22 protein-coding genes and 4 pseudogenes are annotated in these 26,457 nt (G+C 38.3%); 20 read left to right on the top strand and 6 right to left on the bottom strand.

Annotated features, from left to right (window positions below; all coding sequences use genetic code 11):
- Window positions 1-33 precede the first annotated feature (33 nt).
- Window positions 34-1,599, top strand: coding sequence for an L-serine ammonia-lyase, iron-sulfur-dependent, subunit alpha (gene sdaAA / locus CJ483_RS25500; RefSeq protein WP_120035720.1), 1,566 nt, complete (start codon window positions 34-36; stop codon window positions 1,597-1,599).
- A gap of 918 nt (window positions 1,600-2,517) precedes the next feature.
- On the opposite strand, the gene CJ483_RS13310 is transcribed toward sdaAA, so the two are convergent.
- Complete coding sequence (locus CJ483_RS13310; protein WP_120035718.1) at window positions 2,518-3,438, bottom strand: iron-hydroxamate ABC transporter substrate-binding protein; 921 nt, start codon at window positions 3,436-3,438, stop codon at window positions 2,518-2,520.
- Between the two features lie 348 nt (window positions 3,439-3,786).
- Between CJ483_RS13310 and CJ483_RS13305 the strand changes: the two genes are divergently transcribed.
- The 4 genes and pseudogenes from CJ483_RS13305 to CJ483_RS13290 all read left to right on the top strand — a co-directional run bounded on the left by CJ483_RS13305 (window position 3,787) and on the right by CJ483_RS13290 (window position 6,741).
- Entirely contained in the window at window positions 3,787-4,533 is a 747-nt protein-coding gene (locus CJ483_RS13305; protein ID WP_182917050.1) for a DUF4253 domain-containing protein, read from the top strand.
- 180 nt (window positions 4,534-4,713) lie between these two features.
- Entirely contained in the window at window positions 4,714-5,358 is a 645-nt protein-coding gene (locus tag CJ483_RS13300) for a VTT domain-containing protein (RefSeq protein ID WP_259455651.1), read from the top strand.
- 11 nt (window positions 5,359-5,369) lie between these two features.
- A pseudogene (locus CJ483_RS24540) lies at window positions 5,370-5,516 on the top strand (IS5/IS1182 family transposase); the annotation flags it as partial.
- 376 nt (window positions 5,517-5,892) lie between these two features.
- Window positions 5,893-6,741 (top strand): MBL fold metallo-hydrolase, encoded by an 849-nt coding sequence (locus CJ483_RS13290; protein WP_120035710.1) that lies wholly within the window; start codon window positions 5,893-5,895, stop codon window positions 6,739-6,741.
- A 288-nt stretch (window positions 6,742-7,029) separates the two neighbouring features.
- Here the strand turns inward: CJ483_RS13290 and CJ483_RS13285 are convergent.
- The 3 genes and pseudogenes from CJ483_RS13285 to CJ483_RS13275 form a co-directional block, all read right to left on the bottom strand.
- A pseudogene (locus tag CJ483_RS13285) lies at window positions 7,030-8,210 on the bottom strand (NupC/NupG family nucleoside CNT transporter).
- A 756-nt stretch (window positions 8,211-8,966) separates the two neighbouring features.
- Complete coding sequence (locus CJ483_RS13280) at window positions 8,967-9,431, bottom strand: phage tail protein (RefSeq protein ID WP_120035708.1); 465 nt, start codon at window positions 9,429-9,431, stop codon at window positions 8,967-8,969.
- A gap of 22 nt (window positions 9,432-9,453) precedes the next feature.
- Window positions 9,454-9,933 carry a GyrI-like domain-containing protein gene (locus CJ483_RS13275; RefSeq protein WP_120035705.1) on the bottom strand — a complete coding sequence of 160 codons (480 nt, stop codon included), beginning with the start codon at window positions 9,931-9,933 and terminating at the stop codon, window positions 9,454-9,456.
- 110 nt (window positions 9,934-10,043) lie between these two features.
- Between CJ483_RS13275 and CJ483_RS13270 the strand changes: the two are divergent.
- The 9 genes and pseudogenes from CJ483_RS13270 to CJ483_RS13235 all read left to right on the top strand — a co-directional run bounded on the left by CJ483_RS13270 (window position 10,044) and on the right by CJ483_RS13235 (window position 16,749).
- Window positions 10,044-11,005 (top strand): annotated as a pseudogene (locus tag CJ483_RS13270) (helix-turn-helix transcriptional regulator).
- Between the two features lie 108 nt (window positions 11,006-11,113).
- Window positions 11,114-11,899, top strand: a complete 786-nt coding sequence (locus CJ483_RS13265; protein WP_120035703.1) for a nucleotidyltransferase domain-containing protein — start codon at window positions 11,114-11,116, stop codon at window positions 11,897-11,899.
- A gap of 213 nt (window positions 11,900-12,112) precedes the next feature.
- Complete coding sequence (locus CJ483_RS13260; RefSeq protein ID WP_120035701.1) at window positions 12,113-12,751, top strand: isocitrate lyase/PEP mutase family protein; 639 nt, start codon at window positions 12,113-12,115, stop codon at window positions 12,749-12,751.
- Window position 12,752: 1 nt separating this feature from the next.
- Entirely contained in the window at window positions 12,753-13,325 is a 573-nt protein-coding gene (locus CJ483_RS13255) for a bifunctional transcriptional activator/DNA repair enzyme AdaA (RefSeq protein ID WP_120035699.1), read from the top strand.
- Window positions 13,312-13,704, top strand: a complete 393-nt coding sequence (locus tag CJ483_RS25495) for a hypothetical protein (protein WP_120035697.1) — start codon at window positions 13,312-13,314, stop codon at window positions 13,702-13,704. The genes CJ483_RS13255 and CJ483_RS25495 overlap by 14 nt, the downstream gene beginning before the upstream one ends.
- A pseudogene (locus tag CJ483_RS25490) lies at window positions 13,704-14,096 on the top strand (DNA-3-methyladenine glycosylase family protein); the annotation flags it as partial. The gene CJ483_RS25495 and the pseudogene CJ483_RS25490, both read left to right, overlap by 1 nt.
- Before the next feature lie 150 nt (window positions 14,097-14,246).
- Complete coding sequence (locus tag CJ483_RS25115; RefSeq protein WP_259455803.1) at window positions 14,247-14,699, top strand: methylated-DNA--[protein]-cysteine S-methyltransferase; 453 nt, start codon at window positions 14,247-14,249, stop codon at window positions 14,697-14,699.
- A gap of 406 nt (window positions 14,700-15,105) precedes the next feature.
- Entirely contained in the window at window positions 15,106-15,741 is a 636-nt protein-coding gene (locus tag CJ483_RS13240; protein ID WP_120035695.1) for a helix-turn-helix domain-containing protein, read from the top strand.
- A 69-nt stretch (window positions 15,742-15,810) separates the two neighbouring features.
- Complete coding sequence (locus CJ483_RS13235) at window positions 15,811-16,749, top strand: LCP family protein (protein WP_120035692.1); 939 nt, start codon at window positions 15,811-15,813, stop codon at window positions 16,747-16,749.
- Between the two features lie 197 nt (window positions 16,750-16,946).
- Here CJ483_RS13235 and CJ483_RS13230 read toward each other — a convergent pair whose 3' ends face one another.
- Both CJ483_RS13230 and CJ483_RS13225 read right to left on the bottom strand, forming a co-directional pair.
- Entirely contained in the window at window positions 16,947-17,789 is an 843-nt protein-coding gene (locus CJ483_RS13230; protein ID WP_120035690.1) for an aldo/keto reductase, read from the bottom strand.
- A gap of 72 nt (window positions 17,790-17,861) precedes the next feature.
- On the bottom strand, window positions 17,862-19,073 hold the full coding sequence (locus CJ483_RS13225) for an MFS transporter (protein ID WP_120035688.1): 1,212 nt from the start codon (window positions 19,071-19,073) through the stop codon (window positions 17,862-17,864).
- A 199-nt stretch (window positions 19,074-19,272) separates the two neighbouring features.
- Here CJ483_RS13225 and CJ483_RS13220 point away from each other — a divergent pair, with 199 nt between their 5' ends.
- From CJ483_RS13220 to CJ483_RS13195, 6 genes are all read left to right on the top strand, one after another.
- The gene (locus CJ483_RS13220) at window positions 19,273-19,644 is read left to right on the top strand and encodes a winged helix-turn-helix transcriptional regulator (RefSeq protein WP_120035686.1); all 372 of its coding nucleotides are present in this window, start codon (window positions 19,273-19,275) and stop codon (window positions 19,642-19,644) included.
- 144 nt (window positions 19,645-19,788) lie between these two features.
- Window positions 19,789-19,941, top strand: coding sequence for a hypothetical protein (locus CJ483_RS13215; RefSeq protein ID WP_182917183.1), 153 nt, complete (start codon window positions 19,789-19,791; stop codon window positions 19,939-19,941).
- 426 nt (window positions 19,942-20,367) lie between these two features.
- Window positions 20,368-22,122 (top strand): methyl-accepting chemotaxis protein, encoded by a 1,755-nt coding sequence (locus CJ483_RS13210; protein WP_120035682.1) that lies wholly within the window; start codon window positions 20,368-20,370, stop codon window positions 22,120-22,122.
- 227 nt (window positions 22,123-22,349) lie between these two features.
- Window positions 22,350-22,814 carry a PadR family transcriptional regulator gene (locus CJ483_RS13205; protein ID WP_120035680.1) on the top strand — a complete coding sequence of 155 codons (465 nt, stop codon included), beginning with the start codon at window positions 22,350-22,352 and terminating at the stop codon, window positions 22,812-22,814.
- A gap of 11 nt (window positions 22,815-22,825) precedes the next feature.
- A complete protein-coding gene (locus tag CJ483_RS13200; RefSeq protein WP_120035678.1) occupies window positions 22,826-24,565 on the top strand; it encodes an ABC transporter ATP-binding protein in 1,740 nt (579 codons plus the stop codon).
- Between the two features lie 29 nt (window positions 24,566-24,594).
- The gene (locus CJ483_RS13195; protein WP_220702338.1) at window positions 24,595-26,406 is read left to right on the top strand and encodes an ABC transporter ATP-binding protein; all 1,812 of its coding nucleotides are present in this window, start codon (window positions 24,595-24,597) and stop codon (window positions 26,404-26,406) included.
- The last annotated feature ends 51 nt before the right edge of the window (window positions 26,407-26,457 follow it).

Below are 26,457 nucleotides of genomic sequence, written 5' to 3'. Positions count from 1 at the left end.
CACAAGAACCGATCCCTCTAAAGGAGTGAGCATATGTCATTTACAAGTTTAAGAGAATTAATTGAACTTGCAGAGCAGGATAAAACAACTATTGCGGAATTAATGATAAAAGCAGAAGTGCAACAAAAGGGATATTCTAGAGAGACGATTATCGAAAAAATGGCTGAGCAATTTACTGTGATGGAGGAGGCTGTTCGCAGGGGAACGACAAGCCCCGTTAAGTCCCGTACCGGTTTGACGGGAGGGGATGGATATCGCCTTTATCAATATGCCGAAAATGGGAAGTCCTTTATTCATCCTGAAACTTTAAATGCTGCAGCGAATGCCCTTGGAGTATCAGAGGTAAATGCGGCTATGGGAAGAGTTGTGGCAACGCCGACAGCGGGCTCAGCGGGAATCCTGCCGGCTGTCCTTGTTCACGCCTTTGATAGCGGAAAGTTTACCCGTGAACAAATTGTCCGGTCGATGTTCACTGCCTCTGCCCTCGGCTTAGTCATTGCCAATAAAGCTTCAATCTCAGGGGCTGCCGGAGGGTGCCAGGCTGAAGTCGGATCTGCAACAGCAATGGCAGCCGGTACTCTCGTAGAGTTGGCCGGTGGTACACCGACACAGGTTGGAAATGCCGTCGGACTTGCCTTGAAAAATTCACTAGGGCTGGTTTGCGATCCGGTTGCCGGGCTGGTGGAAATCCCGTGCATCATCCGTAACGGATTGCATGCAATTACCGCCCAAGCTGCAGCAGACATGGCGTTATCAGGGATAGTCAGTGTCATCCCTCCGGATGAAGTAGTTCATGTGATGCATGAGGTAGGGCAGCAAATGCCGGAGTCGCTGAGGGAAACAGGGATTGGCGGTCTTGCTGGAACTCCAACAGGGCAAAAATTAAAAGAGCAGATTTTTAGCGAAGGAAGCAGCGATTGCGGACCGGCAAAATACCAGAGTGCTGATGAAATTATCGGACCCGTGATGGTTGGCCCTTCAAGTTCGCATACGGCGGGAGCAGTCCGAATCGGCAACATTGCCCGTCAGCTTTTAAACGAAAAACCATTATATGTAAAGTTCTCGCTGATGGGCTCCTTTGCTGAAACCTATCAGGGGCATGGGACAGACTTAGCCTTATTAGCAGGTGTTCTTGGGTTATCGACGATGGATGACGGCATTCCAGATGCGAAGGCCATTGCTGAAGAACAGGACTTACAATATGAATTTACTAAACGGGTTCTCGGAAGCTATCATCCGAATACGGTTCTTGTAGAGTTGGCAGGAGGAGCACGTCGCGTCAAGGTACTCGCAAGTTCCTTAGGCGGCGGTAAAGTAGAAGTTCAGGAGTTGGATGGTTATCCATTGAAGTTTTCCGGCGAACGGCCAACACTTATGATCCGTCATGCCGACCGAAAAGGGGCTATTTCAGAATTATCGGGGATTCTTTATCAGAAAGGGTTTAACATTGCCCGTATGGCTAATGAGCGTTCAAAAATGAATGGTCCTGCGATAACGATTTGTGAAATCGACAATAATAAAATGGAAGAAACGGTGATAGCTTTATTAAAAAAGGAGATGCCGACCATTGACGAAATTGTCTTGGTTCAAACTAGGTAGTTGTCTAGAAAGTGTTCTTTATCCCCTGAGAATATTGGTATTTTTGACATATCCCTAATTAAATTATTCAATTAGTAGTTTGATCAGGAAAAATAAAAAACTCATTAAGATGCATTACGGTGAACCGTACCATAAGTAAGTGCAGTTTTTCTAGTATAGTAAAAGCAAGCCAATTTTGATTAAACAAAAACTGGCTTGCTTTTTATTATTTATGGTGTTGAAGTCATTGGTGTATCCGAAGAAAAAGTGCTGTGAGCTAGAATTCGCTAAACTAAACGTTTGCTTGCCACTGAATAATCAAACATATTTCGGTTATGATAATACTTGCTGTTGCTGAATAACATTTTTAAGGGATAGCGGAGGGAATAAATATGGTAAAAGACTCGAATGCGCACAAAGAAAAAAGAAATGATACGAATAAGCAGCCAAATGAACAAAGACAAAAGAAAGGCAGATCAAATGCTCGCGGAGGAAGAAATTAAGCCATCCCGTAAAACAAGTATCCGTATCAAGAGTCAATAAAATATGTGCCTGTCACCCACACGTATTTTTTCGAATTTATCGACATTAGGCGGGCAGTGACAGGCACTTTAGTTCAATGGTGAGCCTTACCATAAGTAAAAGGGGTTTTTTAGATGGAATATTGGAAAATTTACGGGAAATAAAAAGGATTATTTATAGAAGCTCGAGGTTATTTAGGAAGGAAAATCCTACTTGTGTAATGAATTAGGCAACTGCTTCATCTACAGCTGAATGAAGTTTAGATATGAATGAAATGATTGATGAAGGGGTAAGACGGTTAAATTAAATCATACAGAATACCTATCCAAGGAAGACCACGAGGACGTACCTAGTGGTCCATAACACAAAATTTATTATTTGAATGCCACTTCCAGAACTGTCCATACAGTTCTCTGACTATTTTAAAAAGTGCTCTTCAAAATATTTCAATTGGTAATCTAAAGATATGGGATCGTTAAACATAAAGGCATTTCCATCCACTTCAATTACATGGTCGTTCTTCACAGCAGCCATTCCTTTATATAGATCCGTCTGTTGATAGGAATTATCTTGATCATTGTATTTACTAACAATTAGGTAGTCCCCAACATAATCAGGTAATACCTCAAAAGAAATCATGTAGTATCCTTCTTTACTTGTCATCTCCTTTACTTTTTCAGGCATTTTCAGACCCATTGCTTTATAAAGAACTTCTGTGCCTCTTCCCCAACTATCACCCAAAATACCCATATCTTTATCATAACTTTCCATTACAGTTACCGTTGAATCTTCGCCAATTTTTGTTTTAATTTCATTTCCTACAGTATTTGCACGCTTTTTGAAGTCATCAATCCAGCTTTGAGCTTCTTTTTCTTTATTTACCAACTTGCCAATTTCTAAGTGCTGTGTTAAATAATCTACTTTATTATAAGTATAGGTAACTGTCGGAGCAATTTGTTTTAATTTATCCAGGTTTTTATTATCATTTGATCCAATAATTAAATCTGGTTTTAATTCAATAATTTTCTCTAAATTCTCATCTGACACGGCTGGAACATCTTTTAATTGATCTTTAAATAATGGACTTTTCTTAGCCCATTCATCCACCCCTACGATATTAACACCAAGTGCAATTAAGTCGCCTGCATTGCCAGTCAAAACAACTACTCTTTTTGGATGAGCAGGTACTTTAATAGGGCCATTTTCAGATTGGTATGTAATCGTTTTGCTTTTGTCCTCTTTACTTACAGCCCCTGCTGACTCGCTCTTTGTGCTATGGCCACAGGCACTAAGAACAAGAACCAAAATTAAAATGAAAGGTATAATTAATTTTTTCAACTTAGGATCCTCCTTAATAATAGGTATCATCTCAACCTTCTCAAAAATGATATTGATAATCATTATCAATATAAGACTTTAGTATTTTTTTAGTTTTTTGTCAATAACTAATAGGGAAAAACTATCCATTTCTTAGCAGGTATTTTAATTTTATCAATGCTATCTTTAGCTTTTGCTTTTAAAAATATATCCGATTCGCTATTACCATCATTAGTGATCTTTTTATCCCCAAAAAGCTACCGAACATTTTTAGATTGTTTCCTTTCTTAGAGGAAATATTTGTATTTCAATGGATTTATAAATATGATTATCTTTATCCGGTAACAAAGCCTATAGGAGATGAAGAACGTGAGTATATTTGATAAATTCAGGAAAAAAGCAGAAGAGAAAGCTTATATTGAAAAAATAAAGGCTAAATTGGGTTGCGACTGTTCGGTAATTGAAGAGAAGGATGTTAAAAGTGTTATGAAAAATTATCATCAAGCTCTCCAGGAAGGCAAGAAAGAAGGATATACACCACTTATCATTATCCCTTCAGAGATGATGCTAGAAATCGTTGATACCGAGGCGGATGAAGGATACTCAAAGGATGACCGAGAGAGTATCATAAAGAAATCAAAGGATATTGATGTAAAGGCTTTGTTAAAGAGACTTCTTGATGAAGCGATGTCCATGGAAGAAGATGACGATGATATTACTGGCGAGTTCTCGTTAGAGGAACAGCCGGATCATTTTCTATCAATAGAAGAGGTAATAAATAAGAAAATAATTATCGCAAAGGTTCCCACGGATCATCCTTGGGAGGTAGCTGCATGGGTTCCAATGGGAGGGTTTAATGAATGTCCTATGCCAGAGGAACAAGTGGCAGTATTCAAATATTGGTATGAAAAATATGGAGCTATTCCGGCTTTAGTAACCACAGATGTATGGGAATTTTTTGTCGAAAATCCTCCTAAGACACAAGAAGAATCAGAATTACTTGCGTGGGAACAGTTTGGATTTTGTGGTGATATAGTCCTGCAAGGGGTGGGAACAGTAAATTCACTTGCAGGAACACTTATTCATTCTTCCGTATGGTATTTTTGGTGGGATTAAAAATGCAGCATTTTTTTGTGCGAAATAGAATGATACTTTGCTTGAGCCAGAGAAAAATTGTTTCGATTTTTACTATAAAAAATACAAATAAGTGTTCCTTTATTAAACATTTTTATGTGTTTCTGATAATATGTAGATGAAAATAAAAAAGACTACATTACTATGAAAGTGGGTACAGCTTTGACAATCATTCAAAATATTATTGATTTCATCCTGCATATTGATGAACATCTAGTTGAAATCATCAAAAACTTTGGCGGGTGGTCATATGGAATTTTGTTTTTAATCGTATTTGTAGAAACGGGAATTGTGATTTTCCCTTTCTTACCGGGTGATTCTTTACTGTTTGCTAGCGGTGCTCTTGCTGCGATGGGGGCATTTAACATTATTTTATTATTCATTATCTTTTTTGCCGCAGCGGTAATTGGGGATACTGTAAATTATCATATCGGCAGGAAAGTAGGGACTACGATCTCAAATGGAAGTTTTATGGGAAAATTGATTAACCAAGATAAAATGATGAAAGCTGAGGAGTTCTTTAACAAGCATGGGGGAAAAACAATTTTGATCGCCCGTTTTATGCCGTTTATTCGTACGTTCATTCCTTTTATTGCAGGAGCGAGCCGGATGAACTACCGTTATTTCTTGATTTATAATGTGGTTGGTGCCGCATTATGGGTAGGCATCTGTACGATATTAGGCTACTTCTTTGGCAATATTCCGATTATCAAAGACAACTTTTCAACAGTTCTCTTAGCCATTATCTTCATTTCTGTGCTGCCAGCCATTATCGGTATGATTCAGGGGAAACTGAAGAAAGCATAACGGTTTCATAGATGTGGACTTATAAAATGGTGAAAACGGTTCTTGAAAGGAAACGTATGAAAAATAAATCGATTATCGTTGAGGCTGCACATACAAAAGCAAGTTATAACCAAAAGTCATCAAAGTTAATCGGTCAAGCTGTTTATCAAATCGACGAAATAAAGGAAGATGAAATTTTCAGCCTGGTTTCGTCCCAATAATCGTTTCTATATTTTTGTATTAGAGCGAAGCAGGTTGGAAAGATAGGGTATATTAACAAGAATAAATGAGTTCGGGAATTGATAAAAGACTCTCGAACCCATTTATTTTTTTATATAATTTCCCAGTGCACGACAATTAAAAGTAAATCATTCTTGAAGGATCTTGCTAATTTTGTAAATAAATACGTTAAAGCATATTAATATCTAAGAGTTGAAATACAAAATTCCACAGATCTCCTTACCATAGATAGAGGCCGTTTTTTTGAAAGATTCTCCCATGAGTAAACAACTGCTATTCGATTTAAAATAGTATAAAAGAAAGTAGGCACCCGTTATGCATTCAATTAAAAAAATAGGTAAGAGTTTTTGGTACATTACTCCAATATCGTTAACCGACCGGCCCATTCTAGGGATCGTAGTAGGCAATAACAAGACATTAATGATTGATGCAGGCAACTCGGAAGACCATGCAAATTATTTTCTGAAAGAACTTTTAAAAAGAGGGGTCCCTGCTCCTGATATGGTGGTTCTTACTCACTGGCACTGGGATCATATTTTTGGTCTGTCAGCATTATCTCATACAGTTTCTATGGCTTCCAAAAAAACGAAAAAAGAAATGGAGAAGCTCATTCCGCTTTCATGGTCAGACGAGGCATTAGATGCACGAGTGAAAGAAGGATCGGAAATTGAATTTTGTGCGAAGGCCATCAAGGAGGAATTCACGGATCACCGGGATATCACGATTGTCTTGCCGGATTTAACTTTTGAAAAACGAGTGGAAATGGACCTTGGTGGGATAACTTGTATCGTCCAACACGTTGGAGGGGACCACGCTGCAGATTCAGTAATCGTGTATATCGAAGAAGAAAAGATTCTCTTTCTTGGTGACTGTATTTATCCTGATATTTTTTCCGAAAAAGAAAACTATACAATCAAGGAAACGCTGCGGCTATTAGATGAGTTAGAATCATTTGACGCGGATACATATATACCTTCGCATCAAAAGCCGATTTCAAAAGAGGAATTTAATAAGGAAGCTGCTAAGCTTAGAACCATTGCGAAATATACAGATATTTGCGGTGGTGATAAACAGAAAATCATCGCAGAATACGAAAAGTGCGTAAAAAGGGAACTTACAGAAGATGAAAGAGAAACAATCGCCGACTTTGTAAATGGGTATTAAATTGTCTCTGTGTTTCGTAAAGGCATTTTTTATGAAAGTTGCTTTTTTATCCTGATATTGCTTTAGCAGAGAGTAGGAAAAAATTTGAGGATACATTAATAATTAATAAGAAAATTAAAGATCTGTTAATGAGGTTACATTATTAGCAAAAGGCAGTGGTTCGCTCCCACTGCCTTTTTCATAAGGATTTATAATGCAATCAGTATCATGTCATTAAGGATAGATTGCTTTTCCACGGCCGTTGTTTTCCATTTCAACGACCAACACGTCGTGATTACCTAGCATGTTTTATAAAACGAAACTAACAATGATACTTGAAAGGATGCTTACAAGTGTGGCGCCATATAGCAGCTTCAAGCCAAAACGTGCAACAGCATTCCCCTGCTTTTCATTCAGACTTTTGACAGCCCCGACAATAATACCAATAGACGAAAAGTTGGCAAAGGAAACCAGGAATACAGAAAGAATTCCCATTGTTCGGTCACTAAAGTGATAATTGCCTTCGGATAAATCCAGCATCGCGACAAATTCATTGGTCAACAGTTTAGTCGCCATAATCCCCCGGCACTAACCGCTTCTGAGAAAGGAATTCCCATAATAAAGGCAATTGGAGCAAATAGATAACCTAATATTTTTTGGAAAGAAATATTAAATATTAGCTCAAATATATAATTGAATCCCGCCATTAATGCAATGAACCCAATCAGCATAGCCCCAACGATAATAGCTACCTTAAAACCATCAAGGATATATTCACCGAGCATTTCAAAGAAGGATTGCTTTTTCTGCTCCTGTATTTCTAATATATCCTCACTTGGATCAATCTCGTACGGATTAATAATGGTTGCTATGATAAAGCCCCCAAATAAATTTAAAACTAAAGCTGTGACAATATACTTTGGCTCCAGCATCGTCATATAAGCACCAACTATAGACATCGATACAGTCGACATCGCTGAAGCACATAGAGTATACAAACGCTGGTTCGAAAGCAGGCCAAGTTGTTTCTTTAATGTGATGAAAACCTCCGATTGCCCGACCATCAGTGAAGCAACTGCATTATATGATTCAAGTCTGCCCATTCCGTTCACTTTACTTAATAAAAATCCGATTCCCTTCATAATGAATGGCAAGATTTTCAGATGCTGAAGAATCCCAATTAATGCAGAAATAAATATAATTGGCAACAATACATTTAAAAAGAAAGGAGCCTCTCCCTCGTTCGCCATGCCGCCAAATACAAAGGAAATCCCTTCGCTCGCAAATTCAAGCAATTTGTTAAAAACAGCAGCTATGCCCTTGATGATGATTAAGCCAAATTCCGTATTTAGCAGCAACAATGATAAAAGAATTTGAATGACAATCATCGTAATAATTGGTTTGAATTTTATCTCTTTTCGATTGGAGCTTGCCAACCAAGCCAAAAACAATACAACAAAAATACCTAAGATAGAAATAACATATCGCATATGTAACCTCCTGATGAATTTAGACAATATGGGCACGCTTCCAGTGAATTTGCCACTAGTAAAGTTACCGCTAGAATAGTAACCTCTTTTATTTGTGATTACAATGGATATTTTGCCCATATTTTATAAAAGTAACACAAAAGCTCGTCTAAGAATGGTTTCGAAAGGTAATAAGTTTTAGAAGATTATTTTTCTGCAACCACATATTAATCAGAATGCCCTAAATGCTGAAAGAGATATAAAGAGTTTTTATAAAAACTGCAAATAACATTTATTCCATGATTTTTTCCTTTCATTATTTAAAAATCGATACAAAAAAGCTGGTAACGGTCATGTATGAACTATACCCGAATAATGGACACTTTAAAAAAATTTCTTATTCGGGGATGACTATGTCTATATGCTGGAAACCCGTTTTCAGTGTGAAGAAAGAGGTTGAAGTCAAGGAACAAAAATTTATTGGAGTAAGGAGAAGGCTTTAATGAAAATCTAATAGTGAAAACCAGTTTAAAAACTTCATTTAGATGCATGATGGTGAACAGTACCATGAGTAAATGGAATTTTTGCAAAAAAAATAACAGCACTCACTAATTGGATGGAGAGGTGCTGTTTGGTTATTTGAATGCCTAGGTGAGCATTCGTTGCATGAATGCTTATTTTGCTCCTAGACTGAATTAGATTTTTTATCTAAATAAAGAAAAAGAATGACCCACTGCTAAAAATGACTGAATTCCTTTATTTGCATTTTTGCTTGCATTAATAGGCTCCTTTAATTACAAAAAATGAGCCTCGAATGGTTCCAGCTAGTTTAGACTTTTGCCTGGCAAACTTAAACTTTCCTTCTAACTCCTTTGGCACTTCCATCCCTTCAGAAAGCTTAAAGCCGACGGCCCGCTTTTTAGGGACATCAACTGTATACATGACGTTGACAACAAGACCATCCTCATAAAAGATGTAAGCCATTTTGATATTTTCTACTTGAAAACGTGACGTTTCTAAAGGCTTGGCCGCAAACTCAATATCCCGTTCTTCTTTTAAAATCCGGTTCACATAATTAAGCGTCTCACAGGACTCGCTAGCTGGCACAACCGTAAATTCATGCTTGTATTTGTTCATAAAGTAACGGGCTTCATTAGCACGCAAACCAGCAAGTGCGTCTACTACAGGTGAAGACTCTACACCAACCGTAGAAACATTTTTAAAATCAACGACATAGGCCATTTTCCTTCCTCCTTTTATTCCTTTATTTCCCTACAACAGGAATCCACATTTCACCAAATACCAAGCCGTTTCGCTGACCCATTTCAACCGTTGCATTTGGCCCGCCAACATAAGCAAAGTCCTTTGCTTCAGGCAAGACTTGACCAAAGGCAATGCCAGTAAGCTTATTCTCCAATTCACCAGCCGTTTTCCCTTCCCCTTTCACGACTAAGTATTTTCCCTTAGGAAATTGGATGACTCTGGCTTCTTCTGATGCCGCTTCCTCTGTCATAACGCCAGCATAATGCATCATCTTGCTATTTACGGCTTCGTTCACGGCAAAAACGTAGTCATTTATAGCTATAGCTTTTAAAGCATCAAGCCTTCCATCTTGGCTGAAGGCCTGCCAAAAGTCGGCCTTTTCCTTGTTTAAGCCAGCAGAGTCTGTGTAGTCGCTCGTAAGCTCAGTTCCAAAACCTAAAACGATAAAGCTGTCTTTTTCTTCGAGGGTATAATTTGTCATAGTCAAAACCTTCCTCTTTTTTAGATTTATCAAATGACTTGTAGTCTTCACTTGATAGGTATATGATAGCCTTAAATTATGTCAAAAAATGATACTGTTTAGGAGTTCGGATGAAAAAAGTTGAACGGATTAACACCATAATGCGGTATATCAACAACCGCTCCCACTTTACCGTTTCTGAAATCATGCGCGAATTTAATATCTCTCGTTCAACCGCTATTAGAGATATTAGAGAAATTGAGGCTATGGGGATGCCGCTTGTCGCTGAAGTTGGAAGGGATGGAGGATATTGTGTCATGCACAACTCTGTCTTGCCCGATGTTCGCTTTACCAGCAATGAGGTCAAAGCTCTTTTTATTGCCTTTATGGCTACAAGAAATCAACAACTTCCCTATCTAAAGAGCCGTCAGTCTTTAGCTGAAAAACTATTAGGCCTCCTCTCAGAAAACCAGCAAGAGACCCTCGTTCTTTTAAATCAAATCTTGCTATTTGAAGGGACCAACCCGAATAATCCTGACTTGCTTGATCTGTCAGACCTCCCTCATCCTATGTTAGAAAAACTCATCCAAGTCCTGCTTCTGGATAGCTACTTATTGATCACCATCAAAGAAGAGAAGGTAGTAAAGTCTTATTCGATTTATCTCTTGCACCTTTATCGTGAAAAAAGCCTTTGGCTGATTGAAGGCTTTGACTTAAAGGAAGAAAAGAAGCGGATTTTTCCTGTCGATAATCTTATTCATGCTGAACCTTACCCGACGAAAAAAGAGTAAGCAAGAAAAAAATTTTAGAAAAACTAAGTAAGCAGGAGGAAGCAATCAACCTTGTCCTTGAACTTGGTCCAAAAGCGATTGCTCAATTTAAAAAATACCACCCTTTAAAAGTTTCTATTTCCTATACAAATCCTTACCAAACCACAGCCATTCTAAAGACTTTTATCGATGTTAATCATTCCGAAGAATTGACAGAAATGACAAATTGGCTGCTTTTCCTAGGTGAGGATATCAAGGTCAGGGAAGTGCCACAAGAAGTCTTAGCAGATTTACAGGAGAGGTTATGCGTATATTTCTCATAGGCAGTTGCCCTTATTTTCGCACACTTGGAAAAGGATAAATGTCTCTGGACGGTTAGAAACACTTTAAAAAAGTTCTAAGCATGATTAACTTTATAAGGAGGCGAACCAATGAATGAAATCATTCAAAATAAATTAGCAGCAATAGAAGAGAGAGCACAAGTAAAGATTTTATATGCTGTGGAAGCTGGAAGCAGAGCGTGGGGATTTCCTTCGAAAGATAGTGATTTTGATGTCCGATTTATTTATATTCACCGACCAGAATGGTATCTTTCTATTGACCCGCAAGGAATTGGCAACAAGAGAGATGTGATAGAAGAGCCCATTAATGATTTGTTAGATATTAGCGGTTGGGAAATAACAAAGGCGCTGCGACTTTTTAGAAAAAACAATCCGCCTCTTTTGGAATGGCTGAGAAGCAATATAATTTATTATCAAAAGTACTCATTTATCGATAGCATGAGATCTTTGGAACCTGAAGTTTTTTATCCAAATTCTATTTTGTACCATTATTTAAATATGGCGAAAACTAACTATCGCCACTACCTGCAGGGGCCGGAAGTAAGAATAAAAAAGTACTTCTACGTACTGCGCCCTATACTGGCTTGTAAGTGGATTGAGGCATATAATATGACACCTCCAATTAGCTTTCATGAATTAGTAGAAGACATCATTCCAGAAGGTGAATTAAAAAATGAGGTTGAACATCTTTTAAAACGAAAGATAATAGGTGATGAGTTAGATCATGAACCTCGTATTCAAGTGATAACCGATTTTGTAGAAAATGAGATTGGACGTCTCGAAGAATATGCTAAAACGCTCACTGCTGAAAGGAAGGACCCAACCCATAAGTTAAATGAGTTGTTTAGAAGCACATTGGAGGAAGTGTGGAAATAATGCTTGGTTAAGGCTGAACCTTAGGATTCAGCCTTTAATTTGTAGTTAAAAAATTTGAGGATTAGCTAAAGTCATCCATATAACACCTTTAAATAAAATCTCTTTTGTATCTTACCAGGTTCTCTTAAGACAGACCATAAGAGCAAGAATGAGGACGAATTGGAGAGAGGTTACTTGTTAAAATGAATCCAACAAATATTAGGGGGAGCTGAAATGAAGAAGATTCAGGAATTCAATGAGTGGCCTTCCTCAAAGGAATTATTATTCATAGGAAATGCTTGGGACTTACTTTCAGCCTTAATACTTGAAAAAGCAGGGTTCAAAGCAATCGGCACGACCAGTTGGAGTATCGCAAATTCACTAGGATTTTCAGATGGAGAATGGATGGGATTTGACAGACATTTAGGAATCATCAAAACTATAGTAGAGAATGTGAAAATTTCTGTTTCAGCCGATATTGAGGCCGGATATAGCGAAGACGCGAACATGATTATAGAAAATGTTTTTAGAACGGCAGATGTCGGGGTGGCGGGCATCAATATGGAAGATTCATTGAAAAAATCAATGGACTTAAGAGAGGTTTTACAGCACGCTCATCTTCTAGAAAAAATAAGAGTAGCGCTAGACCATAATGATTATAAATATTTTTATAGTAACGCCAGAATAGATAATTACTTTCAAAGCCGAAACCCTTTGATAGAAACAATAGAACGAGCAAGGGCGTATGTGGAGAGTGGCGCTAGTGAAATTCTTGTCCCCGGATTAAAAGAGCCTGCTGGTAAATTAGTAGAGTATATGGATACTTCCCATTTGTATGAAAATGCGCCCAGTGCAGGAAGGAGAGGGATGTAATATGGTGAATACTATTAATCTTTCATTCGAAGAGATGTGGGAGAAAATTATGGCTTGTGACCGTAAGTATGATGGATTATTTTTTACAGCCGTGAAAACAACCAGAATATATTGCCGTCCTTCCTGCAGGTCAAGGAAACCCAAAAAAATGAATGTGGAATTTTACACCGACATAAATGAAGTAGAAAAAGCTGGTTTTCGCGCTTGTAAGAGGTGTCGGCCGGAAGTTGAGCAATCCCCGCATATGGAGATTGTCAGAGACATCATTACGTTTCTGGTCAATCATTATAAACAAAACCTGATATTAAAAGATATAGCGGCAGAAGTCGGTCTAAGTCCCTTTTATTTGGAACGCTTATTTAAACAAGAAACCTCTGAGACTCCTCGTACTTATTTAGAAAAGATACGTATCGATAAAGCAGCCTATCTTCTCAAATGCACAGCCCTTACGAATCTGGAGATCTGCTATGAGGTAGGATTTCAAAGTCCTTCTAATTTTTATAAAGTGTTTCGAAGCTTAAAAAACTGTTCACCGAGTGAATATCGAAAGGGATTCCTAAATGAATTGGGCTGATTATGGATCTTATATAGAGATTTATCCTCCTAAGGAATTTAATTTTGAAGAATGTCTTACTTTTTTAGGAAGGTCCAATCAGGAAGTGCTTCATCAAATGAAAGGGAAATCTATCGTTAAACTGATAAAAGTGGATGAATCTTTGATTTTATGTAAAATTGGATACATCAATCATTCGATAAAGGTTGAATTTCTAATAAGCACTCCCTCTGGTCCCTCTCGCCAAAAAGTGGGGGAGTACATTTGGGAATGGTTTGATTTGGAGCAGGATGTAGAAGGATTTTATCGGGCAGCTCACCAAGATCAAATTTTAAAAAACTTGCTCATCAATATGATGGGCTACGGATTATATGTATACCGGATTTATTTGAAGCATTAGTGTGGGCAATTATCGGACAGCAAATTAATTTAGCATTTGCTTACACATTAAAGAGACGCTTCGTTGAACACTTTGGCGAGTGCCTAGTTTTTGAGGGAGAAATATTTTGGATATTCCCCTCATTTGAAAAAATTGCTTCTGTAAGTGTGGATGATTTAAGGGAACTTCAATTTTCTGCTAGGAAGGCTGAATATATTATTGGCATTGCGAAAGCCATGACAAATGGAGAATTAACAAAGGAATGGCTGCTCCAGCAAAAAGATTACCAGCAAATAAAAAAATCATTAATGGCGATAAGAGGGGTTGGAGCATGGACGGCAGATTATGTAATGATGAAATGTCTACACGATACTTCTTCCTTCCCAATAACAGATGTCGGACTTCATCATGCATTGAAGAATCTGCTAGGACTTAAGAAGAAGCCGACTATAAAAGAAATTGAAGAATTAGCATTGGGATGGAAAGGCTGGCAGGCATACGCTACCTTTTATCTTTGGAGGTCTTTATATGACAAAAAATATAAATTAGATTATGAATCGCCAATTGGCGTAATCGAAATACTTGGTACTGATGAAGTGATCCTTTCTATTCTGTTCTCTGAAGAGGATAAAAAGGTGAATGTTTTACAACCGGACACTCCTCCAGTTTTAGCAGAATGCTATAACCAACTTGACGAATATTTTAAAGGCGATCGCTATGAATTTACATTTCCTTATCAATTTGAAGGAACTGATTTTCAAAAAAAAGTATGGGAAGCATTAAAAGAAATTCCGTATGCAGAAACGGGATCTTACAAGGATATTGCTGTTTCTATTGGAAATCAAAAAGCTATTAGAGCTGTAGGAAGTGCAAATGGAAAAAATAAGCTAAGTATTGTCATTCCCTGCCACAGAATTATTGGTTCTAATGGGACATTAACTGGCTATGCAGGAGGGCTGTGGAGAAAAGAGTGGCTGCTCCAGCATGAGAAGTCCTGCAACAGGAAACAGAAGTAGGGATTTAAGTGTAGTACGGCGAACCGTCTCATAGGGAATGGTTTAAGTAGCATAGAAGAATTTTTAGGAAAGTGGTCAATGCTTAAACGGCAGACAGACTGCTTTTTTTGTTTGGCCCTGTGATATCTGGTTGTTGATTTTGATGCAGGCAGACGCTTTCCGTGTGCGATCTGTGAACTACTGGGACTTGCTTTTCTCACTGGAAACGCCGCCTTCTAATGATTGAAAAATTAACCAACCAGCTTTTTGGCTAACTGTTGACAAGATGCCAGTGATTAAATAGATAATTTAAAAGGAGTCCGCCTATAACGTTGACAAATTGTCAACGTTATTTGTATATTTGTAGGTATTGGGCTGTCTTACAATCTTTAAATGCCTGATGAGTTCATAGAAAGGAAAATAGAGTATGCGGGATGAAAACAAAAGCAATGAAATAGGTTCAATGTTAAAAGCTCTGTTGAAAGAACAATCTTTATCTATGAGAAAGTTTAGTGAGTTAACCGGGGTAGATACAGCCGTCATCTCAAAAATCATCAATGGAAAACGAAAGGCAACCCCAGATCATCTGCAGAAATTTGCTGACCATCTTGAAGTTTCTATCTGGGCATTATATAAGGCTGCGGGATATCCAGTTGACCAAAAGCAGTCAGATCTTTATACTTCGATTGACCATATTCAGGCGCTTCTTGCATCCACTCATTTAGTGGATAAAGAGTTCCGTATTGAAGACGTGAAACAAGAATTGGTAAAATACGAACAATTTTCGCAAACAGAAGAAGGAACAGAAACCATACTGACTAAATTTGAGGAGAAATTAAAAAAAGTAGGAAGCATGGGTCCTTTTATTAGTCAGATAAAGGAAATATATAAAGGGTTTTCTCAGAGAAGAGGGACGAAGGTTGAACTTGCTTTAATGGGAGGTGTGCTCCTCTACTTTATTTCGACGGTTGATTGTATTCCGGATTATCTCTTTCCAGTCGGATATATAGATGACGCACTGGTTATTGGTTGGATTATGAATGGGCTTTCGTTAAGCAAATAGATGCCACGGATCATTTAATGTAAAGCACAGCAAGAAAAATGATTGCCTATAAAAAGGATTGAATATAAAATGAGCAGACAAAAACGCTTGAAAAGGAAAAGAAAAAGCAGGTTTTTAAAAGTACTTGCGACATTGCTCATGATGCTTGTAGCGGCATGCGGATATTTTATCTATCAATATCAACAGGGCATGAACAATGCCGGGCCCGCAATGGATCAGGAATTTGAGTTTAATGGAAAGAAAAATCTCGACAAGGTAAATGTGTTGCTTTTGGGAGTCGATGTACGTCCAGATGAGGAAAAATCTCGTACAGACACAATCATGGTTGCACAATATGATCGGAAAAAAGGAACTGCAAAATTAGTGTCTATCATGCGGGATATTTATACCGAAATTCCGGGGTATCGAAATTATAAAATGAATACGGCTTTTTATTTAGGTGGCCCGGAATTATTGCGCCAAACGTTAAAAAAGGACTTCGACTTAGATATTGAGTATTATGCCTTGATTGATTTTAAAGGCTTTGAAAGTGTGGTTGATACGCTTGCTCCTAATGGCATTGAAATAAATGTTCCTAAGAAAATGTCAGCAAATATTGGTGTCACATTGAAGCCTGGCTTACAAAGGTTAAATGGAAAAGAATTATTAGGATATGCCCGTTTTCGCAAGGATGCAGAATCAGATTTTGGACGAGTAAAACGCCAGCAGGAAGTCATTAATGCTTTAAAAGACGAGATTCTAAGCACAAATGGCGCGATGAAGCTTCCAAAGCTCATCGGAACTGTCCAGCCTTATATTCAGACGAATCTTCAAGGTGCTGATCTTATCAATTTAATGAAAGATTTTGCTTTACATCGGCCTGATAGAATTGAAACGCTAACGATTCCGATTGATGACTCTTATACAGATGTAAGATATGAGAATGTAGGAATGACTTTAGATATTGAGTTTGATAAAAATAAAGAAGCGATTCATTCATTTCTAGATGGAGAGGCTGCCACTTCCTGAACAGTCTCAATAGGATCAGTTACTAATATTATGCTGAACCGTATCATAAATTTATGAACGAATGGGCATTGGTTCATTTTTATTCTAAAGTATATGCAGCGATAAAAAACTACACCGCCAATTGATAGATGTATCTAACAATTGGGGTGCAGTGCATTTATCAGAGGAAAAGTGCCTGTTCTTATGCTCGTTTTTATTTAAAAGTCAAAGTTGTCAGGGTCTGGTCCTACTCGATGATTTTGATTTAGGTCGTTAATTCGCTCCATCTCTTCTTTCGTTAGTTCAAAGTCGAAGACAGTTGAGTTTTCAACAATTCGATGTTCTTTCGTAGATTTTGGAATGGTGACAACGCCATTTTGTAAATCCCATCGTAAAATAACTTGTGCAATGGACTTATTATGCTTATTTGCAATCTCTTGTAAGACTGGATTATCTAATAATTGGCCTTGCATTAAAGGTGACCAAGCTTCTAGCTGGATTCCCTGTTCTTGACAAAAGGCTTGAACTTCTTTCTGACTTAAACGTGGATGGTATTCTACTTGATTGATCATCGGTTTAATTTCGGCATCAGACATTAAGTCTTCAAGATGGTGGATTTGGAAGTTACTTACTCCAATAGCCTTTACTCTTCCTTCTTTATAAAGAGTCTCTAATGCACGCCAAGCTTCCTTGTATTTACCTTCTACAGGCCAGTGTATAAGATATAGATCTAGATACTCAAGACCCAGTTTCTTTAGGCTTGTTTCATAAGCAGCTATAGTGGATTCGTAGCCTAGATCAGAATTCCAAACTTTCGATGTTACAAATAGTTCTTCTCTAGAGATATTGGCTTCTTTTATCCCTTCTCGGATCGCTTGGCCAACTCCTTCTTCATTTTCATAAATGGCTGCCGTGTCAATGCTACGGTACCCGTGTTTAATGGCCAATTTCACAGCGTTAACTAGTTCAGGCCCTTCTTCTACTTTAAACACCCCAATTCCAAGCCAAGGCATTTTTACCCCATTATGCAAAGTAGTTGTATCTTGTAAGTTTTTAATCATTATAAATAAACCTCCACTTTTTATTATAAGAAATGAGATCATTCTATATTTGGTCATGTCATTTATCGATTCTTAGGAAACCACCTCCTTTAGTTCATTCCCTTTTTGATCTTTTCTTTCAAGGGAGACACTCCAACCCGTAAGGATAGCAGCAATCAATACCATAAGTGCTCCCACCCAAGAAGTATGAATTAAGCCAATAGAGTCTGTGATCATGCCACCTAAATAGGAGCCAATGGCAATTCCCGCATTAAATGCAGCAATATTGATGGCTGACGCTACGTCTACTCCAGTCGGTACAAATCGTTCCGCTAACATGACTACATACACTTGTAATCCTGGCACATTCATAAAAGCTAGAAGTCCCATGAAGAAAATGGTAATCAATCCTGCTATTTTAAATGGCGCCGTAAACATCAATATAAACAGTATCACCGCTTGTACAATGAACATGTAAAACAATGCCAGAATCGGCTTGCGATTAGATAACTTTCCACCTGCCATGTTGCCAATCGCGATCGCAATGCCATATACAAGAAGAATGACAGCGACGGTTCCTTCTTTATATCCTGTTATTTCCTGCAGCATGGGAGATAGATAAGTAAAGACAACGAAGGTTCCTCCATAGCCTAGAGCAGTAATTGTAAATAAAAGTAATAGGCGACCATTTGTCACTAATTTTAATTGGTCCCGAAGTGTGGTGCGAGTCCCTTTTCGTAAACTAGATGGAACCAGGATACTATTCGCGATTAAGGCAACAACACCGACGCCAATAATAATGAGAAAAGCCATTCTCCAACCAAACTGTTGGCCAATAAATGTTCCCAATGGTACGCCTGTTACAGTGGCTACTGTAAGTCCGGAAAACATAATGGATATGGCACTAGCTCTTCTGTTTTCTGGCACTAAATCTGCCGCAATGGTAGAGCCAATGGACATAAAAACTCCATGCGAAAAGGCAGAAAGAATGCGGGCAACAAGCAACATACCAATGCTTGTCGCACTAGCAGCCATACTATTGCCTATAATAAAAATGACCATAATCCAAAGCAGTAATGATTTTCGTGACATACTAGAAGTAATGGATGTTAAAACCGGTGCCCCGAATGTTACTCCTAATGCATATAAGGAAACGGTTAAGCCTGCTGTTGTAACAGATATTTGCAAATCATTCGCTATTAATGGCAATAGACCTACACTGATAAACTCTGTTGTTCCTATGGCAAATGCACTGATGGCTAAGGCTAAAAGTGCTAATGTACTTTGTTTTTTATCTAAAGACATGGTGATCCTCCTTCATCATTTAGTCATGCATGAACGGTCTTGTTTTAAGTAAAATAAAAAATAATTACATTACACTCAACCGATAAATGTTATTATGGTATATATGAAAGTATTAGGGAAGTACGCACTTGAAAGTACTATAGGAACTTAAAAGTATTATAGGTACTTTTAAGTTCCTATATATGAGGAGGAAAGATATATGAAGAAAAAGAAATACAATATTTCAGTAGAAGCGACGCTAGAAGTAATAGGAGGAAAGTGGAAATGTGTCATTCTATGTCATCTGACACACGGCAAGAAACGAACAAGTGAATTAAAGCGCCTTATGCCGGATATTACACAGAAGATGTTAACTCAACAATTACGTGAATTAGAGGAAGACGGAGTCATTAATAGAATTGTTTACAATCAAGTTCCTCCAAAAGTGGAGTATGAGTTAAGTGAGTATGGATGGAGCTTACAAGGTATTTTAAATTCGCTTTGCACTTGGGGAGAAAAACATATTATCAAAGTGTACGGCGATACATCTGATGTCTTGGAAGAGAACGTTCTAAATGAACATCTAAAATGATGAATGAGGGACTTTGAAAATATTTCTTAAATGAATGAAGAAAAGTCTCATTTAGATAGATGATGGTGAATCTTATCATAAATAAGGTATATAAATATGTCACGAATCAATGATATATTGTATTTGTTTAGTGGGGGCGACTTTGTGAAGTGGATGTCTAAAAAGAACAAGAAATCTATTTTGGTATTAATCGTGCTGGTCCTTCTGATTGCAGGTTTCCTTGATATTAAATATGAAGGCTTATTCTTTCGATTATTGCCAAACTCGATTCAATCCTATTTAACTGATCTTTTTTAAGCAAGTGAAATACAAATAAAAGAGCTTGGCCCCTTTATTCTCAAGATAACTTACTTAGGCTCAGGATAGAGAAACAGGCTATTTTAAAAATCCTTTTGCGAAAGCATGACAGACACTCTTTTAGGGTGTCTTTTTATTTTTAGAGGAGAGAGCAGTGAATCAAAACTCCTTAAAATTTACTGAAAATAAGGAATAGAAAAATATTTTTCGTAGACTTCCATCATATTGAAGAGTAGACTATTAAGCGTTAAAAGTTATAGGTTGAAATTCCTGAAAAGAGCGATTAATTAGCTGGGCAATAGGTATAAGGACACGTTTATCGCCTTCCCAATTACCTAGAGAAGCTTTTTAGATATATAAAGCAATAAAGAATCAATTATTATAAATTACTTTATTTAATTCAATACATTACTATCGGGGGATATCATGAAAAGAAGAAGAACCTTAGTGGGGAAAAATTTATTTTTATCTTTTGCTATTGTTGTTTTAGTTGGACTGTGTACGGGTGTGATTAGCTATGCGATTAATAATTATATTGTCAAAACGGTTATTCACGACAGATCAGGAGGGATTGCGAAGCTCTGGGCCAGCACGATAGACATTTCGGATATTGAACGTGCAAAAACTAATAGTGATGTAGACAGTGAGATTCAACAAAAGTTCATTAAACACCTGGACCACCTGGCAAAAAATGAACCATCTGTTGCGCAAGGATATGTCATGGATAGCAAATTGACCGATGGAAAGAAGGAGATTCAATTAATCGCCGTTCCAACGAATAACATAGAGGCTGAATTATATCCTGGTGAAACTTTCTCGAGCGAGTTATTAGCACAGGCGCTGGAAAAAGCGGTTTCTAGTAAACAAACAGCTTATTCGGAGATTTACACAGATGAGTTTGGGACCTGGCAAGCGGCATTGGTTCCTATCCTAGATGAAAATAATGAAGTAACAGCGGTATTTGGTGTTGATTTAGATGCAAGCATTATGAATGACCTGAAATATCAATTTTTATTATGGCTGAGCATCAGTATCGTTATTTGCTTAATCATTGTGTTAATACTCCAATATTTTGGTACAAAGAAGTTATTGTCGCCTATTGCAGAGATCCAAACAGCTATTGGCAAAGTGAGTGATGGCGATCTCTCTACGACTATTAATGTAACAAGCAAGGATGAGCTAGGTGAATTGAGTCATCAATTTAATAAGATGACCGAAACATTAAGTTCCTTGATTAAAGAAGCCCGGCTTGTAACCGATAAGGTCTATCAATCCTCTGCAGAATTTTTAAAGATTGCCAGCGATACCGTTCAATCGGCTAATCAGTTTTCCACATCGATTCATCAAGTGACTGAAAGCTTAGAGCATCAAACAGTCAGCTCAACAGAAAGTGCACGAGTCATGGAAGAGATGGCTACGGGGATTCAGCGGGCAGCAGAATCAGCCTCAACCATTGCCATGAAGTCAGAAGATACGTTATCAGAAACCCATAATGGCAGGAATTTGATTCAACAAGCTGTTGATCAAATGCAAAACATCAATGAAACAGTTGGCGGCTCTGCGGAAGTTGTTACGAGATTAGGCACGCGTTCCCAAGAAATCGGGCAAATTGCTTCAGTTATCTCTGAAATTACTGAGCAAACCAATTTACTTGCTTTAAATGCAGCTATTGAAGCAGCAAGGGCCGGTGAAGCGGGAAGAGGGTTTGCTGTCGTTGCCGATGAGGTGCGCAATTTGGCGGAACAATCAAAAGTGGCTGCCGCAAAAATCGTGAACATCATCCAGTTAACCCAGGGAGATACGAAACAGGCTGTAGAAGCGATGACAAGAGGAACGATGGAAGTGGCAACCGGTGTTCAGGTGATTGATAATGTCGGGCAAGTAATTAATGAAATTGTTGAATCGACCAAACGAGTTAGCGAAGAAATTCAAGAATCTTCGGCTGTTTATGAAGAAATGTCTGCTAGTTCAGAGGAAGTCAATGCAACAGTAGATGAGATTGCCCATGCGGCTCAAAACTCCTTAACTATTTTTAAAGAGCTGTCCTCTGAGACGGAAAAACAGCTGCACTCCATGAAAGTTATGGAGGAATCTTCGCAGGCGATCGCAGAAATGGTAAAAAATTTAGAGGGAAAATTAAATTCTTTTACGATTAAAGAAAGCAAAAACGGGACCCTCTAACAGATTAGAAAGACTGCTCTTCATTGGAGTGGTCTTTTGTTTGTTATGTCAGTTTTTTTAATCAAATTTCATTACGGAATTAAATAATATCCACTAGATCCTGTCGCCTACAGATAGAGTTTTTCTTAAAAAGGATTTTTTTGTAACTTTAAAGTGATCTAATTCATTACGTTTGAAAAATATCGATATATCGTTTAAAATAGCCGATATAAACAAGGAGGAAGAAAATGAGAAGACGGCGAGGATTTGTTCAAATAGCTATATTGCATTTATTGAAAGAAGAATCTATGCATGGCTATCAAATCATGAAGGAGCTGGAAGAGCGGTCAAATGGTGCTTATTCGGCAAGTGCTGGAACGGTGTATCCTGCGCTTCAGGAATTGCTGGACCAGCAGTTGATTGAACTGAATGCTGAATCTGATAAAAAAATTTATTCTATTAACAGAAATGGAACCAAAAGACTGGAGGAAATAGCTGAACAGGAGGAAGTCGATTTTTGGGTTGAATGGAAAGAGAGAATGATGTGGAAGAATTCTGAGCAGGCAACGCAATTAAGGGCAGCAATGGAACGATGGGAAAGAGAATTTCGAAAAGCGATGAAAGAAGCCCGGGGGAATTCAGAAAGCGTGCTAGAATTAATTGCCTTTGTGAATGACATGACGGATCGTTTAAAAAAGAATGTCATGAAGTAAGGGGACATTGCATGAATGCTATAAGGAAATTATTGCACTATATTCAGCCATACACCCTTTTTGCAATTTTGGGACCAGCATTGATGTGTATGGAAGTGGCGATGGATCTTTTGCAGCCAACCATCATGCAGAAGATGATTGATACTGGCATTGCTAATCAAGACAATGACTATGTTGTTAAGCTGGGGCTCATTATGCTGCTCAGCGCATTTGTTGGATTAATTGGTGGAATGGGAAGTTCTGTGTATGCTGCAAAAGCAGCCGTTCACTTTGCTGTGGATATTCGCCGTGATGTGTTCGAGAAGATGGGACAGTTTTCAAGCCGTAATACAGATTCATTTGGTGCTGGTAAATTAATCACTATCGTAACCAGTGATATCGAAACGCTAAAGCAGGCCATTATTATGACATTGCGTGTATTTGTAAGAGGTCCTTTATTATTTATAGGATCTGTTATGATTGTTTGGCTCACTGCACGAGAATTATTTCCTATTCTCCTAGCAGTAATCCCTATTCTTATTGCCTTCATCTATTATTTTTCCATACATTCAGGAAAACTTTTTTCAAAAGTTCAAAAAGCGATGGATCAGGTAAATACGAAGCTTCAAGAAATGCTAGCAGGCATTCGGGTGATCAAAGCATTTGACCGTCACAATTATGAAAAGGGACAGTTTAAAGCGGTTAATGATTTGTTAATGAAACGAAATATGACGGCTGAACAGCTAATTGTAACTTTAATGCCTATTATGATGTTCGTTGTGAATCTAGGAATGATTGCTGGAATGTGGATGGGTGCCATAAAGGTAAATGAAGGAACGCTCCAAGTAGGGGTGATTCTTGCCTTTATTAATTACTTAAATATTATGATGAATGGATTAATGAGCAGCAGCCATGTATTAATGCAGATTGCTCGTGCCTTTCCTTCAGCGAAGCGAGTTGTTCAGGTACTTGAAACAGAAAGCGATATTATTAAGACGGCTAAGCCGTTCTCTGAGCCTGCCATCATTGGTGAAGTGGAATTTAAACAGGTACATTTCAGCTATAGTAGAAATGGAGAATATGTACTTAAAGATCTTTCCTTTAAAGCAAAGGCTGGACAAACCATTGGCATCATCGGCTCAACCGGCAGCGGAAAATCAACACTTGTCAAACTGATTCCCCGCTTATATGATCCAGATTCAGGAGACATTCTTATAGATGGGATGAATGTAAAGGACTTCCCTCTTGAACAACTCCGTGCCTCTATTGGGTTTGTTCCGCAAAAACCTATGTTATTTTCAGGATCAATCAAGGATAACTTACGCTTTGGGAAAGAAGAGGCAACGATTGATGAGATGGAGCAAGCAGCTCAATCTGCTGCCGCTTCTGAATTTATTAATCGTTTTGATACAACGTTCGAACACCAACTCATGCAGGGAGCGACGAATTTATCCGGAGGTCAAAAGCAGCGGTTATCTATGGCGCGTGCATTTATCCGCAGACCTCGTATATTAATTCTTGATGATTCAACTTCAGCCATTGATGCTTTGTCAGAATCGGCTGTGCAGCAAGCTTTAAGACAGGCTCATTCCCATGCAACGTTGTTCATCATTTCATCCAAAATATCCTCCGTGATTGATGCGGACCAGATACTCGTTATGGAAGATGGAAGAATTGAGGCCAGTGGCACGCATGATGAATTGCTTACTAACAGTAAAGTGTATCATGACATTTATTCTTCCCAGGGTGGCAGGGAGGTGAAATACAGATGAGTAAGCCAGCTTCACCGGTGAACCCTAATATGATCCATCGCGCGCGTGGTCCGAGAGGAATAAATGGACCAGTCGAAAAAGCAAAGGATTGGAAGGGAACCCTCAAACGCATTTGGTCATATATGGAGAAGCAAAAAGCATCATTGATGGCTTCGATTATTTTTGTTATCCTCTCCACCTTGTTGAGTCTTCTGGGGCCTTATATGATTGGGATGATCATTGACGAATATATCCTTCCGAAGGATATCACAGGAACGGTTCGATTTTTAGCTCTGCTTACGGTTGTTTATTTAACAGCGGCTCTATTTACCTGGCTGCAAACCTTTATGATGGTCCGGGTATCGTTACAAACGGTTCGAACATTAAGACAGGATTTATTTGATAAGTTTCAAACGCTGTCGCTAAGTTTTTTTGATAGACGTACACATGGCGATCTGATGAGCAGGATAACGAATGATATAGAAAATTTGAATAGCGCACTCAGCCAGAGTGTTATACAAATCTTTTCATCTGTTTTAATGGTTTCAGGGGTAGCTATTGCCATGTTTTCACTGAACTGGGTGCTCGCTATTGCTACGCTTCTTGTCATTCCGCTAATGATTTTTTTTACTAAAAAAGTTATCACTTACAGCGGCCATTATTTTATTAAAAGGCAGCGGGATTTAGGGGAACTCAACGGATTCATCGAGGAATCAATTTCAGGAAGCGAAGTGACTACGCTTTTTGGCAAAGAGGAAAAAATCAATCAGCAATTTTCAATTGTCAATGAGCGATTGCGTCACTCTGCTCTAGCTGCTGATACCGTATCAGGATTTCTTGGCCCTATTAATAACTTCATTAATAATGTCGGGTTAGGCTTCGTTATTGCGATTGGAGCCATTATGACGGTTCATGGGCAAGCGACGGTTGGAATCATTGCCGCCTTTGTTACCTATTCCCGTCAGTTTTTTCGCCCGATTAGCCAGCTGTCTAATTTATTTAATATGTTTCAGTCGGCTATCGCTGGTGCGGAGCGTGTATTTGAAATTATGGATGAGACGCCAGACGTACTGGATAAGAAGGATGCGATTGCTGTAGATTCATTTGCAGGCCATGTCGAATTCTCTCATGTCCACTTTAGTTATGAAAAAGAGAAGGATGTATTAAAGGGTATTCATTTTCAAATTCAACCGGGTGAGAAAATTGCACTTGTCGGCCCAACGGGTTCAGGAAAGACAACAATTATTAATTTGTTAATGAGATTTTATGATGTAACTGCTGGTGAAATCAAAGTGGATGGCAGGGGTATTCGTGATTATCAAATAAACGGGCTGCGAAAAAGAGTAGGGATCGTTCTTCAAGACACGTTCTTATTTTCAGGAACGGTTATGGAGAATATACGCTACGGGCGTTTAGAAGCGACGGATGAGGAAGTGATAGCCGCGGCAAAAATGGCATCGGCTCATCAATATATTAAGCATTTGCCTCAAGGCTATCAAACTCCGCTTACTTCTGGCGGGGCTAATTTGAGCCAGGGGCAGCGCCAATTATTGGCTATTGCTAGAGCAATTTTAGGTGATTCAGATATTTTGATTCTTGATGAAGCTACGTCAAGTATTGACACAAAGACTGAAATAGAAATCCAAAAAGGGATCAATCAGCTGATGAAAGGGCGGACAAGCTTTGTCATTGCCCACCGATTGAAAACCATCGAAAATGCTGATCGAATTTTAGTTATTCATCAAGGAGAAATCATTGAATCGGGCACACATCAAGAGCTGTTACAGAGAAAAGGATTTTACTTTAGTATGTATGAAAGCCAGTTCCATTTTCGGGGGAAACCATCAGGTTTGTCTAGGTAAAAACTGGCGGCCATTTATAGTATAAATCATATAAGAATGGGAGAGATAATG

Origin of the sequence: Bacillus sp. PK3_68, assembly GCF_003600835.1 — a bacterium.
Lineage (GTDB): Bacteria > Bacillota > Bacilli > Bacillales > Domibacillaceae > Pseudobacillus.
Note: the sequence above shows the minus strand (reverse complement) of the source record. Positions and strands in the feature narration are given on the sequence as shown.

Bases quoted from the DNA above. Each gene is read 5' to 3' on its own strand.
- sdaAA (WP_120035720.1), top strand. From the start codon at position 34: ATGTCATTTACAAGTTTAAGAGAATTAATTGAACTTGCAGAGCAGGAT.
- CJ483_RS13290 (WP_120035710.1), top strand. From the start codon at position 5,893: ATGCATTCAATTAAAAAAATAGGTAAGAGTTTTTGGTACATTACTCCA.
- CJ483_RS13280 (WP_120035708.1), bottom strand. From the start codon at position 9,431: ATGGCCTATGTCGTTGATTTTAAAAATGTTTCTACGGTTGGTGTAGAG.
- CJ483_RS13275 (WP_120035705.1), bottom strand. From the start codon at position 9,933: ATGACAAATTATACCCTCGAAGAAAAAGACAGCTTTATCGTTTTAGGT.
- CJ483_RS13265 (WP_120035703.1), top strand. From the start codon at position 11,114: ATGAATGAAATCATTCAAAATAAATTAGCAGCAATAGAAGAGAGAGCA.
- CJ483_RS13260 (WP_120035701.1), top strand. From the start codon at position 12,113: ATGAAGAAGATTCAGGAATTCAATGAGTGGCCTTCCTCAAAGGAATTA.
- CJ483_RS13255 (WP_120035699.1), top strand. From the start codon at position 12,753: ATGGTGAATACTATTAATCTTTCATTCGAAGAGATGTGGGAGAAAATT.
- CJ483_RS25495 (WP_120035697.1), top strand. From the start codon at position 13,312: ATGAATTGGGCTGATTATGGATCTTATATAGAGATTTATCCTCCTAAG.
- CJ483_RS13240 (WP_120035695.1), top strand. From the start codon at position 15,106: ATGCGGGATGAAAACAAAAGCAATGAAATAGGTTCAATGTTAAAAGCT.
- CJ483_RS13235 (WP_120035692.1), top strand. From the start codon at position 15,811: ATGAGCAGACAAAAACGCTTGAAAAGGAAAAGAAAAAGCAGGTTTTTA.
- CJ483_RS13230 (WP_120035690.1), bottom strand. From the start codon at position 17,789: ATGATTAAAAACTTACAAGATACAACTACTTTGCATAATGGGGTAAAA.
- CJ483_RS13225 (WP_120035688.1), bottom strand. From the start codon at position 19,073: ATGTCTTTAGATAAAAAACAAAGTACATTAGCACTTTTAGCCTTAGCC.
- CJ483_RS13220 (WP_120035686.1), top strand. From the start codon at position 19,273: ATGAAGAAAAAGAAATACAATATTTCAGTAGAAGCGACGCTAGAAGTA.
- CJ483_RS13210 (WP_120035682.1), top strand. From the start codon at position 20,368: ATGAAAAGAAGAAGAACCTTAGTGGGGAAAAATTTATTTTTATCTTTT.
- CJ483_RS13205 (WP_120035680.1), top strand. From the start codon at position 22,350: ATGAGAAGACGGCGAGGATTTGTTCAAATAGCTATATTGCATTTATTG.
- CJ483_RS13200 (WP_120035678.1), top strand. From the start codon at position 22,826: ATGAATGCTATAAGGAAATTATTGCACTATATTCAGCCATACACCCTT.
- CJ483_RS13195 (WP_220702338.1), top strand. From the start codon at position 24,595: ATGATCCATCGCGCGCGTGGTCCGAGAGGAATAAATGGACCAGTCGAA.